The 15,531-nt window shown below is 35.6% G+C and carries 17 protein-coding genes and 1 riboswitch; of the genes, 12 read left to right on the top strand and 5 right to left on the bottom strand.

All coding sequences use genetic code 11. The features are described from left to right. Positions 1–60: 60 nt before the first annotated feature. The gene (locus BAQ46_RS23350; protein ID WP_071742887.1) at positions 61–732 is read right to left on the bottom strand and encodes a transcriptional regulator YeiL; all 672 of its coding nucleotides are present in this window, start codon (positions 730–732) and stop codon (positions 61–63) included. A gap of 106 nt (positions 733–838) precedes the next feature. Here BAQ46_RS23350 and BAQ46_RS23345 point away from each other — a divergent pair, with 106 nt between their 5' ends. From BAQ46_RS23345 to BAQ46_RS23330, 4 genes are all read left to right on the top strand, one after another. Then, entirely contained in the window at positions 839–1,534 is a 696-nt protein-coding gene (locus tag BAQ46_RS23345) for a YjjG family noncanonical pyrimidine nucleotidase (RefSeq protein ID WP_000760172.1), read from the top strand. Between the two features lie 273 nt (positions 1,535–1,807). After that, positions 1,808–1,912: riboswitch (SAM riboswitch) on the top strand. 92 nt (positions 1,913–2,004) lie between these two features. Continuing rightward, complete coding sequence (locus BAQ46_RS23340; protein WP_000504756.1) at positions 2,005–3,303, top strand: bifunctional O-acetylhomoserine aminocarboxypropyltransferase/cysteine synthase; 1,299 nt, start codon at positions 2,005–2,007, stop codon at positions 3,301–3,303. After that, positions 3,287–4,192, top strand: a complete 906-nt coding sequence (gene metA, locus BAQ46_RS23335) for a homoserine O-acetyltransferase MetA (RefSeq protein WP_001121520.1) — start codon at positions 3,287–3,289, stop codon at positions 4,190–4,192. Before BAQ46_RS23340 ends, metA begins: the two co-directional genes overlap by 17 nt. A 141-nt stretch (positions 4,193–4,333) precedes the next feature. Beyond that, positions 4,334–5,629: a homoserine dehydrogenase gene (locus tag BAQ46_RS23330; RefSeq protein WP_000659098.1), complete on the top strand. Its 1,296-nt coding sequence runs from the start codon at positions 4,334–4,336 to the stop codon at positions 5,627–5,629. Positions 5,630–5,652: 23 nt separating this feature from the next. Here the strand turns inward: BAQ46_RS23330 and BAQ46_RS23325 are convergent, their stop codons facing one another. Continuing rightward, entirely contained in the window at positions 5,653–6,279 is a 627-nt protein-coding gene (locus BAQ46_RS23325) for a YczE/YyaS/YitT family protein (protein WP_000943413.1), read from the bottom strand. Between the two features lie 98 nt (positions 6,280–6,377). On the opposite strand from BAQ46_RS23325, the gene BAQ46_RS23320 reads away from it, so the two are divergent. Genes BAQ46_RS23320 through BAQ46_RS23300 form a run of 5 tightly spaced genes read left to right on the top strand, consistent with a single transcriptional unit; the run spans position 6,378 to position 10,843 of the window. After that, on the top strand, positions 6,378–7,355 hold the full coding sequence (locus BAQ46_RS23320; protein WP_071742886.1) for a LacI family DNA-binding transcriptional regulator: 978 nt from the start codon (positions 6,378–6,380) through the stop codon (positions 7,353–7,355). A gap of 10 nt (positions 7,356–7,365) precedes the next feature. Next, entirely contained in the window at positions 7,366–8,247 is an 882-nt protein-coding gene (locus BAQ46_RS23315) for an SGNH/GDSL hydrolase family protein (protein ID WP_116777263.1), read from the top strand. Beyond that, positions 8,244–9,161 (top strand): ABC transporter ATP-binding protein, encoded by a 918-nt coding sequence (locus BAQ46_RS23310; RefSeq protein WP_000207715.1) that lies wholly within the window; start codon positions 8,244–8,246, stop codon positions 9,159–9,161. Before BAQ46_RS23315 ends, BAQ46_RS23310 begins: the two co-directional genes overlap by 4 nt. Beyond that, positions 9,154–10,146, top strand: a complete 993-nt coding sequence (locus BAQ46_RS23305; RefSeq protein WP_001206492.1) for a DUF2705 family protein — start codon at positions 9,154–9,156, stop codon at positions 10,144–10,146. The genes BAQ46_RS23310 and BAQ46_RS23305 overlap by 8 nt, the downstream gene beginning before the upstream one ends. 19 nt (positions 10,147–10,165) lie before the next feature. Then, positions 10,166–10,843: a uracil-DNA glycosylase gene (locus BAQ46_RS23300; RefSeq protein ID WP_071742884.1), complete on the top strand. Its 678-nt coding sequence runs from the start codon at positions 10,166–10,168 to the stop codon at positions 10,841–10,843. 38 nt (positions 10,844–10,881) lie between these two features. Here BAQ46_RS23300 and BAQ46_RS23295 read toward each other — a convergent pair whose 3' ends face one another. The 3 genes from BAQ46_RS23295 to BAQ46_RS23285 form a co-directional block, all read right to left on the bottom strand. Next, positions 10,882–11,175 (bottom strand): DUF3817 domain-containing protein, encoded by a 294-nt coding sequence (locus tag BAQ46_RS23295; RefSeq protein WP_071742882.1) that lies wholly within the window; start codon positions 11,173–11,175, stop codon positions 10,882–10,884. 211 nt (positions 11,176–11,386) lie between these two features. Next, positions 11,387–12,208, bottom strand: a complete 822-nt coding sequence (locus BAQ46_RS23290) for a Cof-type HAD-IIB family hydrolase (RefSeq protein ID WP_000221391.1) — start codon at positions 12,206–12,208, stop codon at positions 11,387–11,389. Between the two features lie 225 nt (positions 12,209–12,433). Beyond that, positions 12,434–13,717 (bottom strand): purine/pyrimidine permease, encoded by a 1,284-nt coding sequence (locus tag BAQ46_RS23285; protein ID WP_071742881.1) that lies wholly within the window; start codon positions 13,715–13,717, stop codon positions 12,434–12,436. A gap of 95 nt (positions 13,718–13,812) precedes the next feature. Between BAQ46_RS23285 and BAQ46_RS23280 the strand changes: the two genes are divergently transcribed. The 3 genes from BAQ46_RS23280 to BAQ46_RS23270 all read left to right on the top strand — a co-directional run bounded on the left by BAQ46_RS23280 (position 13,813) and on the right by BAQ46_RS23270 (position 15,529). Further along, a complete protein-coding gene (locus tag BAQ46_RS23280) occupies positions 13,813–14,805 on the top strand; it encodes a potassium channel family protein (RefSeq protein ID WP_000993997.1) in 993 nt (330 codons plus the stop codon). 6 nt (positions 14,806–14,811) lie between these two features. After that, complete coding sequence (locus BAQ46_RS23275; RefSeq protein WP_001167357.1) at positions 14,812–15,096, top strand: YwdI family protein; 285 nt, start codon at positions 14,812–14,814, stop codon at positions 15,094–15,096. Between the two features lie 64 nt (positions 15,097–15,160). Further along, complete coding sequence (locus tag BAQ46_RS23270) at positions 15,161–15,529, top strand: DUF423 domain-containing protein (protein WP_000688322.1); 369 nt, start codon at positions 15,161–15,163, stop codon at positions 15,527–15,529. The last annotated feature ends 2 nt before the right edge of the window (positions 15,530–15,531 follow it).

Below are 15,531 nucleotides of genomic sequence, written 5' to 3'. Positions count from 1 at the left end.
TGAAAATAGAATCGTCACTCAAAAAAGTAGCATTAACAGATAAACGTTAATGCTACTTTTTTATATTTTAAGTTCGTCAGCTAGTTTTTCTAACTGAATTCGATCTTGTATGTAATAAGTTCTTCCATCTTTCTTTAAGTAATTTTGTTGGCAAAATTGGTTTAATACATATAAAAGGTGACGGTAGCTAACATTTAAGTATTCCGAAACCTCAGTATGTTTTTCTATATAACTGTTATTTTGTTCTGTTAATAGAATAAACGCCGCTAATCGATTTTCGAACGGATAACTATTATTTTTAGCATAACTTTCTGTTCGGGTAATGGTTTTCTCACCGATAAATTTGCATAGTTTCTGTAGAAAGGTAGCATCTTGTAACAAAAGATGCTGACAATCTTTAAGAGGAAGCGCTAAGCATATACAATCTTCCATTACTTCCACCGTTTTCGTAACAGATTCTACGCCAATTAATCCTAATTCCCCAATGAACGAAGGTGCCTGAATAAAGTTAATCAAGGAGACCTTTCCGTTTTTGTGACTCATATATATTTTTGCTTTCCCAGAAATTAAGTAATAAAGATAAGGAACATCGCCCCCTTCATTACATATCTTTTCTCTCTTCTGAAAGGAATGTAGTTCAGCATACGGTAAGATATCAAAAGAAAAAAGAGTATGGAAATTGTAAGTTTGTATGTAATGAGAGATTTCTTCGCTATTTCTGCTGACTTTCATGTTTTCACCTCATGTTTAGTATGAGATATCTCCTATTATTTTTACAAGAAAGAATGATACGATTTACGTAAATTTGTTTTTGTAGAAAAGAGAGTGTGAAGGGCTTATGAAAAAATATAAAACATTATTATTCGATGTAGATGATACATTGTTGGATTTTCAAAAGGCAGAAAAATCGGCATTACGTATGCTTTTTGAAGAGAAAGGGATGTCTCTCACTAGCGAGATTGAAGCGCAATATAAAAAAATTAATAAAAGTCTTTGGACTGCTTTTGAAGAAGGTGAAATAAATCGTGATGAAGTTGTAAATACACGATTTTCAATTTTGTTTAAAGAATACGGGGAAGAAGTAGATGGGATATTATTCGAAAATAATTATCGCAGTTACTTAGAAGAAGGAAATCAGCTCATGGAAGGTGCCTTACAATTTATAAATCAAATTCAAAGTGAGTACGATTTATATATAGTGACAAACGGTATTTCTAAGACGCAAGATAAACGATTACGTAATGCAGGGTTACATGCCTTGTTTCAAGATATTTTCGTTTCTGAAGATACAGGTTATCAAAAGCCGATGAAAGAGTATTTTGATTATGTTTTTGAAAGGATTCCTAACTTTGTTCCTGAAGAAGGGCTCATTATTGGGGATTCGTTAAGCGCTGATATGAAAGGTGGATATGTAGCGGGAATTGATACTTGTTGGTTTAATCCAGAAAGGAAATTAAATGATAGTGGGATTATACCGACATATGAAGTGCATAATTTTGAGGAGTTATATGCATTATTGAAGCAGCATGTGTAATGAGAATAGGCAGTGGAACTTTTGTCCACACTGCCTATTTTTTTTATTTGTAGTTTCGTTATGTTTTGGAAGTGGAAATGCATTTCCGATAGTAGCTGCCCCAAGCATTGGTAATAGTAAATTAAGCGGAGGTTTTAAAAGGTCTTTTTCAAATGGATATAGAATATATTTCTTTTGTTATGTACATTAAGTTCTTTGTATTTAATTTAGAACATTCAGAAAAACTAATTGACATGAGGAAATTATTGCTATAAAATCAACGGTAATTGCATAGTCTTATCAAGAAAAGGTGGAGGGACAGGCCCGATGAAACCTTGGCAACAGCCGTATAACGGAATTGTGCCAAATCCTGCAGGTAATAACCCTGAGAGATAAGAAAGAGCCTTTAGAGCGTGTTTTCAAACTGCTCCTTTCTTGTTTTCAGGAAAGGGGCAGTTTTTTATTTTGTATAAAAGAAAGGAGAATAAGAAATGGGAGAATCATGGGGGAAAGGAACGATTTGTGTGCAAGGTGGCTATACGCCAAAGAATGGTGAACCGCGTGTTTTACCGCTTTATCAAAGTACAACGTATAAATACGATACTTCAGATGATTTAGCAGCGCTATTTAATTTAGAGGCAGAAGGATATATCTACACGCGTATTGGAAATCCTACTTTAGCTGCATTTGAGCAAAAGTTAGCGGATTTAGAGGGTGGTGTAGGTGCTGTTGCAACGGCTTCTGGGCAAGCTGCTATTATGCTTGCTGTTTTAAATATTTGTAGTAGCGGAGACCACTTGCTTTGTTCTTCCACAGTTTATGGCGGGACGTTTAATTTATTTGGAGTGAGTTTGCGTAAACTTGGTATCGATGTTACATTCTTTAATCCGAATTTAACTGCTGATGAAATTGTGGCCCTTGCTAATGATAAGACGAAACTTGTTTATGCAGAATCGCTAGGAAATCCGGCGATGAACGTTTTAAATTTCAAAGAACTTTCAGATGCAGCGAAAGAGTTGGAAGTACCTTTTATCGTGGATAATACATTGGCAACTCCTTATTTATGCCAAGCATTTGAACATGGAGCAAATATTATCGTTCATTCTACGACGAAATATATTGATGGTCATGCAAGTTCGTTAGGTGGCATTGTAATTGACGGAGGGAACTTCGATTGGACAAACGGGAAATATCCTGAACTAGTTGAACCGGATCCAAGTTATCACGGCGTAAGTTACGTTCAAAATTTTGGTGCAGCAGCTTATATTGTGAAGGCACGTGTTCAATTATTAAGAGACTACGGAAACTGTATGAGCCCATTTAATGCGTATATTAGCAATATCGGCTTAGAAACATTGCATTTACGAATGGAGCGTCATAGTGAAAATGCTCTTGCAGTTGCTAAATGGCTTGCTGATCATGAACGTATTGAATGGGTGAATTATCCGGGATTAAATAGTAATGAAAATTATTCGTTAGCACAAAAGTATTTGAAAAAAGGTGCGAGTGGTGTTTTAACATTCGGCATTAAGGGAGGATTAGAAGCAGCAAAAGAATTTATCGCAAATGTAAAACTAGCAACTCTCGTAACGCATGTAGCTGATGCACGAACTTGCGTTATACATCCTGCTAGTACAACGCATAGACAATTAAGTGCCGAAGATCAGCGCTTAGCTGGCGTCACATCAGATTTAATTCGTTTATCAGTTGGTATAGAAGATGTTTCGGATATTATTGCAGATTTAGAAGCAGCGCTAGTCGGAGGCAAACAACATGCCGATCATAATTGATAAAGATTTGCCAGCTCGCAAAGTGTTGCAGGAGGAAAATATTTTTGTAATGACAAAAGAGCGAGCAGAAACACAAGATATTCGGGCATTGAAAATTGCTATATTAAATTTAATGCCTACAAAGCAAGAAACAGAAGCGCAATTACTTCGTTTAATTGGAAATACACCGTTGCAATTAGATGTTCATTTACTTCATATGGAATCGCATTTGTCTCGTAATGTTGCACAGGAACATTTAACGAGTTTCTATAAAACATTCCGTGATATTGAGAATGAGAAATTTGATGGACTCATTATTACAGGAGCACCAGTTGAAACCCTTTCTTTTGAAGAGGTAGATTATTGGGAAGAGCTTAAACGTATTATGGAGTATTCAAAAACGAATGTAACATCTACGCTTCATATTTGCTGGGGGGCACAGGCTGGTTTGTATCATCATTATGGCGTTCCAAAGTATCCTCTTAAGGAAAAAATGTTTGGTGTATTTGAACATGAAGTCCGTGAGCAACATGTGAAACTGTTACAAGGTTTTGATGAATTGTTTTTCGCCCCGCATTCGCGTCATACAGAAGTACGAGAGAGTGATATTAGAGAGGTGAAAGAATTAACATTATTAGCAAACTCTGAGGAAGCAGGTGTTCACCTTGTTATTGGGCAAGAAGGAAGACAAGTGTTTGCGCTCGGGCATAGTGAATATAGTTGTGATACGTTAAAGCAAGAATACGAACGGGACCGCCAAAAAGGGTTAAATATTGATGTGCCGAAAAACTATTTTAAGCATAATAATCCAAATGAGAAGCCGCTTGTAAGGTGGAGAAGCCATGGGAATCTATTATTCTCTAATTGGCTGAATTATTACGTGTATCAAGAAACCCCTTATGTATTATAAAAAAAGATTGTGTCACACGTGGCAACGTTTTCTTTGTAAAGATTAATCTATATTTTTCCGAATGTTCAAAAAACATTGTTTTTCAGATTTTTTATTCATATAATTTCATCTAAACACAATTTTTGAGGGGTGGACAGTATTATGAAAGAAATTCAAGTTGGCTTATTAGGTCTTGGGACAGTTGGTAGCGGAGTAGTTCGTATCATTACAGATCACCAAGAGCGACTTATACACCAAGTAGGTTGTCCTGTAAAAGTAACGAAAGTACTAGTACAAAATATTGAAAAAGAGAGAGAAGTAGAGGTACCTTCTACTCTATTAACACAAGATGCACATGAAATCTTAGACAATCCAAACATCGACGTTGTCATCGAAGTAATGGGTGGCATTGATGATGCAAAAGCATATATTTTGCAAGCTTTACAAAGCGGGAAGCATGTTGTGACTGCCAATAAAGATTTAATGGCGTTACATGGGGCGGAACTATTAGCGGTAGCAAAAGATAATAAAGCAGATTTGTTTTATGAAGCAAGTGTAGCCGGAGGGATTCCGATTTTACGAAGTATTGTAGAGGGACTTTCTTCAGATCTTATTACGAAAGTAATGGGAATTGTAAATGGAACGACAAATTTTATTTTGACGAAAATGTCAGATGAAGGGAGAGCATATAACGACGTGTTAAAAGAAGCCCAGCAACTTGGATTTGCAGAAGCGGATCCAACATCAGATGTAGAAGGTTTAGATGCAGCAAGAAAAATGACAATTTTGGCTACCCTTGGTTTCTCTACAAATGTAGAGCTTGGAGATGTGAAGGTAAAAGGGATTACTTCTATTACAGAGGAAGATATCGAATACAGTAAGAGTTTAGGTTACACGATTAAACTAATCGGTCTTGCGAAGCGAGATGGTGAAAAATTAGAGGTTACAGTTGAACCGACTTTACTTCCAAATACACATCCTCTTGCGGCCGTGCAAAATGAATATAACGCTGTATATGTGTATGGTGAAGCAGTTGGAGAAACGATGTTTTATGGACCAGGTGCAGGAAGTTTACCGACAGCAACAGCTGTTGTTTCCGATTTAGTAGCTGTAATGCAAAATATTAGATTAGGGGTAACAGGAAATAGTGCTGTAGTCCCGCAATATCAAAAAGTATTAAAAGAGCCAGACGAAATTGTTGTGAAGAAATTTTTAAGACTTCATGTGAAAGATGAAATTGGTGTATTTGCAAAAATTACTTCGTTATTCTCTGAGCGTGGCGTTAGCTTTGAAAAAATTATTCAAATGCCACTTGAAGAGAAAGGAAAAGCTGAAATTGTAATTGTAACGCATCGTGCTTCTCTTGCTGATTATGATTATATTCTACATACGTTGCAAGGGTATGAAGAAATAGATTGTTTGAAAGCAAACTATCGAATTGAAGGGGATGCAAAGTAGTATCTCCTCTAAGAAAAAACCTATTAAGCGGCTTGCTTAATAGGTTTTTTTCTATTTAAAATCTTTGTACCAACTTGAATAAATGCTTGGATAATCCAGCCTGTTGTAAAAGATAAGATGATTGTTCCAAAATAGATAGGTCCATCTAATAAAAAGCTTAATGTTAAAAATAAAAACGCTAACGAAATTTCTGTTCTTCTAAATGTCCATTTCTTTTTCTCAGCAACTGTTAAAACGAAAGCTTCTTGCGGTGCTGCACAAAGGTTTGTAGAGACATAAAGACCAATTCCGGCTCCAACGAATAGATTTCCGCAAATAAGTGTTATATATTTTGGAAGAGAACGGACAGCGTCCATAATAGTTGTAATGGAACCAATCCAATCAACAAAAAGAGAGATAAGAACCATTGTTACGATTGTACCGATTGTAATTTGTCTTTTATTCCAAAAGAGGACGATAAGGGTAAAGGCAAAATTAATCATGAAAATCCAAAAACCGATACTTATCCCGAAATTTTGATATAGTGCAATAAAGAAGGAATCATAAGGGCTAAGTCCAAAGGAAGTAATGGTCGTCATCATATTAATACCGATGGCGAGAATGAGTAGACCACCAATGAAAAATATATATTCTAATTTGAATCGAAGCATAGTTGTATATCCTTTCAAAATGTATTTGCTAGGAAAGGATATATTGTGGAAAGCTTACCAGGTCAAGGGAGAATTTTTGCAGGGAAGGGGAAAATGAGATGACGAATATAAGAAAGATTGCTGAACTTGCTGGGGTATCTGTTTCAACTGTTTCACGTGTACTAAATAATCATCCATATGTGAATGAACAGAAGCGAAAAGAAATTTTAGCAATTATAGAAGAATTAAACTATACGCAAAATGTGAATGCAATTCATTTAGTGAAAGGAAAAACGAATGTAATTGGCGTTTTATTACCGCACGTTAATGATCAATATTATAGTGCCATTATTGAGGGAATATCAAAGGAAACAGCAAAGAATAATTATAATATGATGCTTTGCCAGACGAATTATAGTGAAGAAAGAGAACTAGAAATTTTAAATATGTTAAAAATGAAAAAGCTTGATGGGGTTATTATTTGTTCTCGGGCAAATAGTAAGGAGAAGCTTGAAGAATATACGAAATTCGGTCCAATTGTTATGTGTGAAGAAATAGATTCAAAATGCATTTCAAGTGTCCATGTTGATTACTATAAAGTGTTTTCACAAGGGATGAAAAGCTTAATAGATGCTGGTCATACACGTATTGGATATTGCATTGGAAGAAGTAATAGCATTAATAGCCAGAGAAGAAAACAAGCATATGCGGATTCACTTCAACAGATTGCTGAAAAACCGATAGGAACTTGGAAGTTTGAAGGCTGTTTTACGGTGGAAGATGGGCGTAATGTAATTAGGGAGTGGGCCTCTATGTCAGTAAAGCCAACTGCGTTTCTTGTATCTTGTAACCATATTGCAGCGGGAATGGTAACGGAGGCGAAAAAACAAAGAATTCGTATTCCAGAAGATGTTACGATTATCGGTTGTGATGATCAAGATGTAGCAGACATTTTAGGCATTACGACGATTTCATATTCTAGTAAAAATGTTGGCGTGAAGGCATTTGAATTATTATATGAAAAGATTAATGATGAGCAAATAGATGTAAAGCACGTAGAGTTATTGCCAGAATTCGTACAAAGGGAAACAACATAATAGATAAGGTATGAAAATCGCTTTTCAAAATTGCGTTTGGTATAATTATGGACAATCTATGAGGGCTAAAAGGGGTTTTGATATGAGATCAAAAGTAGTAAAAGTAATTCTACTCATTACAATTGCATCTTTCTGTTTATTTGCATATGGCTTTGTTTCAGGTGTAAATGATGTATTAAATCCGAAAGCTTCAAATTTAATTAAAAAGACCGATGTAGTGGCAAAAGAGAAAAAGAAAACAGGAACGTTACAAATCGTCAGTTTAGGTGATTCATTAACGCGTGGCGTTGGTGATAAAGAAGGAATTGGCTATGTGGGACGAATGAAAGAGGATTTACAAAAAGATTATAAGCAAAAAATTGCATTAACAAATTTAGCAGTTAGTGGTGCAAAAATGCCCGATTTATTAAAACAAATTGAAAGTAATGGCGCTCAATATTCAATTAAACAAGCAGATGTAATCGTTTTAACGATTGGAGGAAATGATTTATTTCCAGGCTGGGAATCGCTTGGAAAGATAGATTTAGAAACATATCGTCCTGATACAGAAACATTCCAAAATGAAGCGAAGAAAATTATAGAAGAAATTCGTAAATTAAATACAGATAGTCCGATTTTTTGGCTTGGCTTATACAATCCTTTTGAAGATGTAGAAGATTTAAAGGGGTCTTCAAACATTGTTGTAGACTGGAATGCATCTTTAGAGAAGTTAGCGATAAATAATAAAAATGTGTATATTACACCGACATTTGATTTATTCCAAAATCGTGGGAAAGATTTATTATACTCTGATCATTTTCATCCGAACGAAGTAGGTTATACGTATATGGCAGAACGTTTAGTTCAAAATGTTGTAAGTAAATTAAAACTAGAACAAGGAGGGGTAAAATGACGACGATACTTTCCGTACGAGACTTGAAGAAGGTAATTGGAAAGAAGACTCTTGTAGAGAATATTTCCTTTGATGTAAAGCAAGGAGAAGTGTTCGGGTTCTTAGGACCAAATGGTGCTGGAAAGACGACTACCATTCGAATGTTAGTCGGATTAATTAAGGCGACAGAAGGTACGATTTCTATCGGTGGTTATTCGATTAAGGAAAATTTTAGAGAAGCGATGCGTCAAATTGGGAGTATCGTTGAAAACCCAGAGTTGTATACATATTTAACGGGATGGGAAAATTTAAAGCAATTTGCTCGTATGTTAGGTGATATATCAGATGAACGTATTATTGAAATTGCTGAAATGGTTCATTTAGATGAAAGAATTCATGACAAGGTAAAAACGTACTCACTTGGTATGAAACAACGACTTGGAATTGCGCAGGCGCTCCTTGGGAATCCAAAATTGCTCATATTAGATGAGCCAACGAATGGTTTAGATCCAGCAGGGATTAGAGAACTTAGGGAATTTATACATAAGCTTGTAAAAGAAGAAAATATGAGCGTGTTTATTTCAAGTCATTTGCTAAGTGAAGTGCAAATGATATGCGATCGCGTTGCTATTATTCATAAAGGAAAGATGATAACAGTTGCCAAGGTTGAAGAGTTAATTAAAACAGCAAGTGATCGCGTAGAATGGATTGTTACGCCGATTGGGAAGGCAAAAGATATGCTAGAAGATGCTGAGGAAGTAAGAGAAGTGAGTATAGAAGGTGATCGATTACTATGCCGCATGAATATCGCATCTATAAGTAATTGGAATAAACATTTTGTAGAAAACGGGATAGATGTACATAGTGTTAAGGAACTTGTATTTACGCTAGAAGATTTATTTATTGAACTCACAAGGGGTGAGCAGCATGCGTGAATTTGCGAATCTAGTTTTAAACGAATCGGAGAAGATTTATCGTAAGAAGCGTATTTTTGTTGTTATGCTTATTTTAGCAATCTTGATCCCGCTTTTTGTATATGCGCAGTATCGTGAAATAGAAACGACACAAAAAAGACTCGGTACAACTGATTGGAAGGTTTCATTGCAACAGCAAATTGTTGATTCCCAGAACCGGTTGAACAATTCTAGGTTGCCAGAAGAATGGCGTGATTGGTTAAAGGTAAGAGTTGAGCAGCAACAATATTATTTAGATCATGATATTAACCCGATGGCACCGGGCGCACCAACTTTTGTGAGGGCGTTTATTGAGCAAGGAATTACATTATTTATTCCACTTCTCGTAATGATTGTCGCCATTGATATTGTTTCAGGAGAACGAAGTGATGGAACGATGAAGATGTTACTTACGCGGCCGATTAGGCGCTGGAAAATACTCCTTAGTAAATACGTAACGATGTTATTTTTCATTTCGCTCATACTGCTCCTTGTAGGTGTGTTTGCATACATATTATCAGGGCTTGTATTTGGATACTCGGGATGGAATTTACCTGTGTTAACTGGATTTGTTATTGATAAGGAAACGTTAAATACGAATTTTGTACATCTTATTCCGCAATGGCAATATATCTTGATGGCGTATGGATTAGCTTGGTTTGTTGCTATCGTTGTCGGAACTATATCATTTATGGTCTCTGTTTTAATTCGTAATACACCAGCTGGTATGGGCGTTATGCTAGCTGCATTAATTGCAGGCGGTATTTTAAGCTCGTTCGCAACATCTTGGGAAGGTGCGAAATATATTTTTAGTGTGAATTTATCATTAACAGATTATCTATCAGGAAAACTACCTGCATTACAAGGTTTATCGATGGAGTTTTCTTTAATGAATTTAACGGTTTGGGCAGTTGTTTCCCTTATTATTTCGTTCGTAGTATTTACAAAACAGGATATGGTGAATTAATTAGACAGGAAGTGACAGTATGGAAAATGTTTTAAAGAATGATTGGGAGCCGCTATTGGCACCAGAATTTGAGAAAGAATATTATCGTAAGCTAGCTGATTTTTTGAAAGAAGAGTACAGTACACATGTTGTTTACCCAAAGAAAGAAGATATTTTTAACGCTCTAGAGTATACAAGTTATGAAAATACAAAGGTCGTTATTTTAGGACAAGATCCATATCATGGACCGAATCAAGCGCATGGTTTAAGCTTTTCTGTGCAACCCGGTATTAAAACGCCACCATCGTTGTTAAATATGTATAAAGAACTTCGAGATGAATATGGGTATGATATTCCAAATAACGGTTATTTAGTAAAGTGGGCAGAGCAAGGCGTTTTATTATTAAATACTGTATTAACAGTTCGACAAGGTGAAGCAAATTCTCATAAGGGAAAAGGATGGGAGCATTTCACAGATCGCGTAATTGAGCTATTAAATGAACGTGAAAAGCCAGTTATTTTCATATTGTGGGGACGCCATGCACAGGCGAAGAAGAAGTTAATTACAAATTCAAATCATCATATTATCGAATCTGTACATCCAAGCCCACTATCAGCAAGACGAGGTTTCTTTGGGAGTAAGCCATACTCTAAAGTAAATACGATTTTAGCTAATATGGGCGAGAGAGAAATTGATTGGGAAATTCCAAATTTATAAATAGAAAAGGTAGTTAACAGTCGTTAACTACCTTTTCATTATTGTTGCTCGTTCTTTAATTTTGCATCTAGTACAAACGTGCCAAATGGGATAACTGATGAAACGAATGCCCCAAGTGCCCATAAAATTGATTTACGGTGTACGATTGTTACTTGAATTACTGCGAAGATAAATAAAATAAATAAAACACCGTGAGCCATGCCTGTAATTTTAACAGCTGTTGCAAATCCTGCGAAATATTTTAATGGCATTGCTACAAATAATAGTAGTAGAAAAGAAATCCCCTCAATAAGTCCAATTGTTCTTAATCGTCCGATTGGTGTAGATAACATGTAAAATAGCCTCCCTTAACGTATGCTTGTTTATAGTAAATTTGTATTCTTTTTTTAAATAAAATAGTCTATTTTGTTTCATTATATACAAAAAGAAAGTTTACACTACGAGAATAGTGTAAAGTTCAAAATATAGTCACAAAAGCATGGTAATTTAAATAAAAACCTATTTGAAGTGTTTGACTTCAAATAGGTTTTATGAGTGGAAATATTAAACAAGTGCTTCTTTTTTTAGTACGAACTTCTCTACAACCTTTGCTACACCATCGTTCATATTTGTATCTGTTACATAGTTTGCAATTTCCTTAATATCATCAGGTGCATTGCCCATTGCAACACCAAGACCGGCGAATTCAATCATCGCCTGATCGTTATAGCTATCGCCCATTGCGATAACTTCTTCGCGCTTAATGCCAAGTTTTTGGATTAATTGGTTTAAGCTCGTTCCTTTTGTAACACCGGCTTCAGTAAATTCTAAGAAGAATGGTTTAGAACGCATAACGCTTAATTGTCCTTCTAGTTGTTTTTGTAATTTCTTTTCTACTTCAACAAGGCGTTCAGCTTCTTTATTCATTAATACTTTTACTACAGGCTCTTTAACAGCAGCTTTAAAGTCATCTACTACAACAATAGGCATCCCAGTAATATCGCCCTCAATTTCAGTGTAAGGATTATTTTCTTCTGTTACGATATCATCGCCAATGTAAGTATGAATCCATACACCTTCAGTTTTACTAATTTCAAATAAGTTGTGAACGATTTCAGGAGAAAGCGTACTACTAAAGATTTCTTCGTTTGTTTTACAGTTAATAATTTTTGCGCCATTAAAAGATAGAATGAAACTGCCGTATTCCTCCAAACGAAGTTCTTTCGCTACATTGCGCATACCAAACGTTGGACGTCCGGAAGCAAGTACAACTTTTACACCTTGTTCTTGTGCAGTCATTAGAGCTTCTTTCGTACGAGGTGAAATAGTATGGTCGTCACGTAATAAAGTATCATCTAAATCTAAAACAATCATTTTATAAGTCATATTGAAAATTCCCTTCTTTATTTAAATCAAATATATGTTCATGGAGATGTAAGAAATAATAGTAAGACATCGAACCTCTTTAAAAAGAAGTAGATTCATTTTTATGAGTGTTTTTCTCATCATATTAATTAATAATCATTGGGGATGGACAAAACCCCAATGATTAAATGTTTATTTTATCGTAACAACTCTAAAGGTAGAGTGCAATAATGGAAGTTTTCCAATTTACGATACTTGTTTTATTGTCGAACGAGAAAATAGTATTTCTAGTAAGATTGCCATTACAGCCCCAAGAACGAGACCATTACTTAGGAATGAAGCTAGAAATGGTGGAAGCGTGGAATATGCTCCTGCTGGAACGAACATAACCCCAATTCCTGTGAAGATTGACAGACCTGCTACTTTAAATAATCGTTCTTTATCCTGTACTGTTTCGTATTCTCGAAAGGCGAGACCGATCATGCTTGCAAATACAGGATAAATGGCAGCGTAACCAACTGCAACTGGGATTGCCGCAAAGAATGAAGTGATCTTTGGGAATATACTAACGACAATAATAAAGCTTGACCCTAATATAAATGGGAGGCGTTTATAAATATTAGTCGTTGCAATAAAACCTGCTGATCCAGAAATAGCGACAGGTCCGATAGCCGAAAACAGGCCGCCTAGTAATTGATTGATTCCTGTTATAATACCGGCCTGTTTAAAACGATCTGATGCAGCATTTTCTTCATATTTAGAGACAACCTTTTGTACAACGCGAATACTTGCTAACATATTTGTTAGAAGTAAGAGTGTAACGAAAATGACCGTAATTACCATGTTCCATTCAACACGAGGCATTCCGAAAACAAATAAGGATGGAAAACGGATTATGTCTGTCACTGGTGTTATTGGATTGGATAATCCAAAGCATGCGAATAATATCCAGCCGCAAACGATACTGAAAAGAACAGAATATTGTCCGATAAGAGGTAGCTTCATGATGAAAAAGGATAGTAAAATAACAATGAGTGAAAGAATAAATACCTTAGGTTGTACTTCTGTATGTTTTCCATCCAGGCCGAACATTCCTTTTAAGAAGGAACCACTAAGTTGTGCAACAAGAAGAAATAAGTACGTTCCAATGACTGTCGGTGTAAAATAGCGAACGAGTTTATCAATAAGTCCAAAAACGCTAAGAATAATACAAATGATACCGCTTAATAAGAAAGCATATTGAAGAACTTTAAGTGTCTCATTGTTTGATCCAAATAATACGACACCTAAACTTGCATATAGGGAGAAAATTCCCCACCAAAGGCCAGCAGGACCTTCTTGAATAGGAAGTTTATGCCCAAATATAGCTTGTAAGAGACCAGCAAAGCCTAGAACAAATAATGTTCTTTGTACGAATGCGATAGCTTCAGCGCCATCAAGACCATAACTAGTTGCGACGCTAATTGGTACAATAAGACTCCCAGCTAAAATAAATAGTGCCCATTGTAAGGCGGAAAGAAATGTTTTCATTATATCAACCTCTTTCATAGATTCCGTATCTAGTATATATGTATTTCATTTCCACTGGCAAAGATTGTAGATAGAGAAAAGAGTTGAAACATGATATGAATGCACGTAAGCAATTATGGATAGCAGTTATATGTATGACTTTTGTTGTAATTCTAGGAACATTAGGATTTATGACAATTGAAGAGATTAGCTTATTTCAAGCATTTTGGATGACGATGATTACCGTATTAACGGTGGGATACGGAGACGCCATTCCTGTAACACATGCAGGAAAAGTTTTTGCGCTCCTTATCATACCGGTTGGAGTCGGTATTGTTACGTATGCAATTGGTGTAGTGGCAGCTATGATTATTGAAGGGAATTTATTTCATGCAGTACGGAGGAAGAAGATGGATAAACAAATAGCACAGTTACAAAATCATATTATCGTATGTGGTTGCGGTAGAGTAGGGCTACAAGTTGTACATGAATTGCAAGAAAAGAAGATCCCATTTGTCGTCGTGGATAAAGATGAAAGCATATTAGAGAAGGAAAAGCTTTTATATGTACATGGAGATGCAACAGAAGACAAAGTGTTACAACATGCTGGGATTTCAAAGGCAGCTGGTTTAGTTGCTATCGTAGCAAATGACGCTGAAAATGTATTTATTACGTTAACTGCAAGAGGATTAAACGATGCAATTAAAATTGTGGCAAGAGCAGAAAAACCAGAAACCGAAGACAAATTAAAGAGGGCTGGTGCAAATAAGGTGATTAATCCATCTAGTATGGCAGGGATTCATATTGCAAAAGGTATTGCGAATCCGTTAACAGTTCATTATATTGATACAGTACTGTATGGCGTGGAGCAGTCATTTGTAATTGAAGAAATTGCAGTAGGTAAGGGCTCTATTTTAGCTAATAAATCGTTATTAGAGAGTGATGTTAGAAATCAATTTGATGTAACAATTTTAGCGATTTTGAGAAATGGGAATGTTATACATAATCCAACGGGGCAGGAAAAGTTGCAAGAACATGATATGATAATAGTATTTGGTTCAGTAGAGAAGCTGGGACAATTTGAGAAAGAACTACAAAGTACGAGGTGATAAGGGATGCAAATATCAAGCGATAAGATTTTAAATAAAATGGCGAATGAAATTGCAAAGGCAAAAAGTAGTGAAGGACAAAAATCAAAAGAACATGTATTAGTTGTGCGTGCTTTATGTGATTTATTATTAGATGAGCAAGTTGAATCTTCTACGTATAGAGAGCCACAAGTTCAATCACAAATAATTGGATCACAACCAATCACGATGCAACCAATTGCACCAGTTTCTAATGAGCCAGTATATATAAAAGAAAGTGATGCAAACGGTAATTCTTTATTTGATTTTTAGAGGATAAATCGTTTGGCTTATATGAAAAAATTGCTTATGATAAAAGTAAAAAAGGGGAATTAAGATGAAAATTTTCTTTTTACTAGGTTGTATTGCAGCGGGGCTATCTGTTGCGTTAGGGGCTTTCGGAGCACACGGTTTAGAAAATAAAGTTTCTGCAAAAATGTTAGAGGTTTGGAAAACAGGTGTTACATATCAAATGTTTCATGCAGGTGGACTATTTGTAGTTGCTTTATTGATGGATAAAATTCAATCATCACTCTTAACTACTGCTGGTTGGCTTATGGTAGCTGGGATCATTATGTTCTCGGGTAGTCTGTATGCATTAAGTACAACAGGTATTAAGTTCTTTGGTCCAATTACACCTCTTGGTGGTGTAGCGTTTATTGTGGCATGGATCTTAGTTGGAACTGCAGTTGTAAAAGGATTATAAAA

The sequence above is a fragment of the Bacillus paranthracis genome, assembly GCF_001883995.1.
Taxonomy (GTDB): Bacteria; Bacillota; Bacilli; order Bacillales; family Bacillaceae_G; genus Bacillus_A; species Bacillus_A paranthracis.
The sequence above is the reverse complement of the archived record's forward strand: the minus strand, read 5'-3'. Positions and strand labels throughout refer to the sequence as shown.

Excerpts from the sequence above, each read along its gene's own strand:
- BAQ46_RS23275 (WP_001167357.1), top strand. The coding sequence starts at position 14,812 with ATGCAAATATCAAGCGATAAGATTTTAAATAAAATGGCGAATGAAATT.
- BAQ46_RS23295 (WP_071742882.1), bottom strand. The coding sequence starts at position 11,175 with ATGTTATCTACACCAATCGGACGATTAAGAACAATTGGACTTATTGAG.
- BAQ46_RS23280 (WP_000993997.1), top strand. The coding sequence starts at position 13,813 with ATGAATGCACGTAAGCAATTATGGATAGCAGTTATATGTATGACTTTT.
- BAQ46_RS23285 (WP_071742881.1), bottom strand. The coding sequence starts at position 13,717 with ATGAAAACATTTCTTTCCGCCTTACAATGGGCACTATTTATTTTAGCT.
- metA (WP_001121520.1), top strand. The coding sequence starts at position 3,287 with ATGCCGATCATAATTGATAAAGATTTGCCAGCTCGCAAAGTGTTGCAG.
- BAQ46_RS23310 (WP_000207715.1), top strand. The coding sequence starts at position 8,244 with ATGACGACGATACTTTCCGTACGAGACTTGAAGAAGGTAATTGGAAAG.
- BAQ46_RS23270 (WP_000688322.1), top strand. The coding sequence starts at position 15,161 with ATGAAAATTTTCTTTTTACTAGGTTGTATTGCAGCGGGGCTATCTGTT.
- BAQ46_RS23340 (WP_000504756.1), top strand. The coding sequence starts at position 2,005 with ATGGGAGAATCATGGGGGAAAGGAACGATTTGTGTGCAAGGTGGCTAT.
- BAQ46_RS23325 (WP_000943413.1), bottom strand. The coding sequence starts at position 6,279 with ATGCTTCGATTCAAATTAGAATATATATTTTTCATTGGTGGTCTACTC.
- BAQ46_RS23345 (WP_000760172.1), top strand. The coding sequence starts at position 839 with ATGAAAAAATATAAAACATTATTATTCGATGTAGATGATACATTGTTG.
- BAQ46_RS23300 (WP_071742884.1), top strand. The coding sequence starts at position 10,166 with ATGGAAAATGTTTTAAAGAATGATTGGGAGCCGCTATTGGCACCAGAA.
- BAQ46_RS23290 (WP_000221391.1), bottom strand. The coding sequence starts at position 12,208 with ATGACTTATAAAATGATTGTTTTAGATTTAGATGATACTTTATTACGT.
- BAQ46_RS23315 (WP_116777263.1), top strand. The coding sequence starts at position 7,366 with ATGAAAATCGCTTTTCAAAATTGCGTTTGGTATAATTATGGACAATCT.
- BAQ46_RS23320 (WP_071742886.1), top strand. The coding sequence starts at position 6,378 with ATGACGAATATAAGAAAGATTGCTGAACTTGCTGGGGTATCTGTTTCA.
- BAQ46_RS23350 (WP_071742887.1), bottom strand. The coding sequence starts at position 732 with ATGAAAGTCAGCAGAAATAGCGAAGAAATCTCTCATTACATACAAACT.
- BAQ46_RS23330 (WP_000659098.1), top strand. The coding sequence starts at position 4,334 with ATGAAAGAAATTCAAGTTGGCTTATTAGGTCTTGGGACAGTTGGTAGC.
- BAQ46_RS23305 (WP_001206492.1), top strand. The coding sequence starts at position 9,154 with ATGCGTGAATTTGCGAATCTAGTTTTAAACGAATCGGAGAAGATTTAT.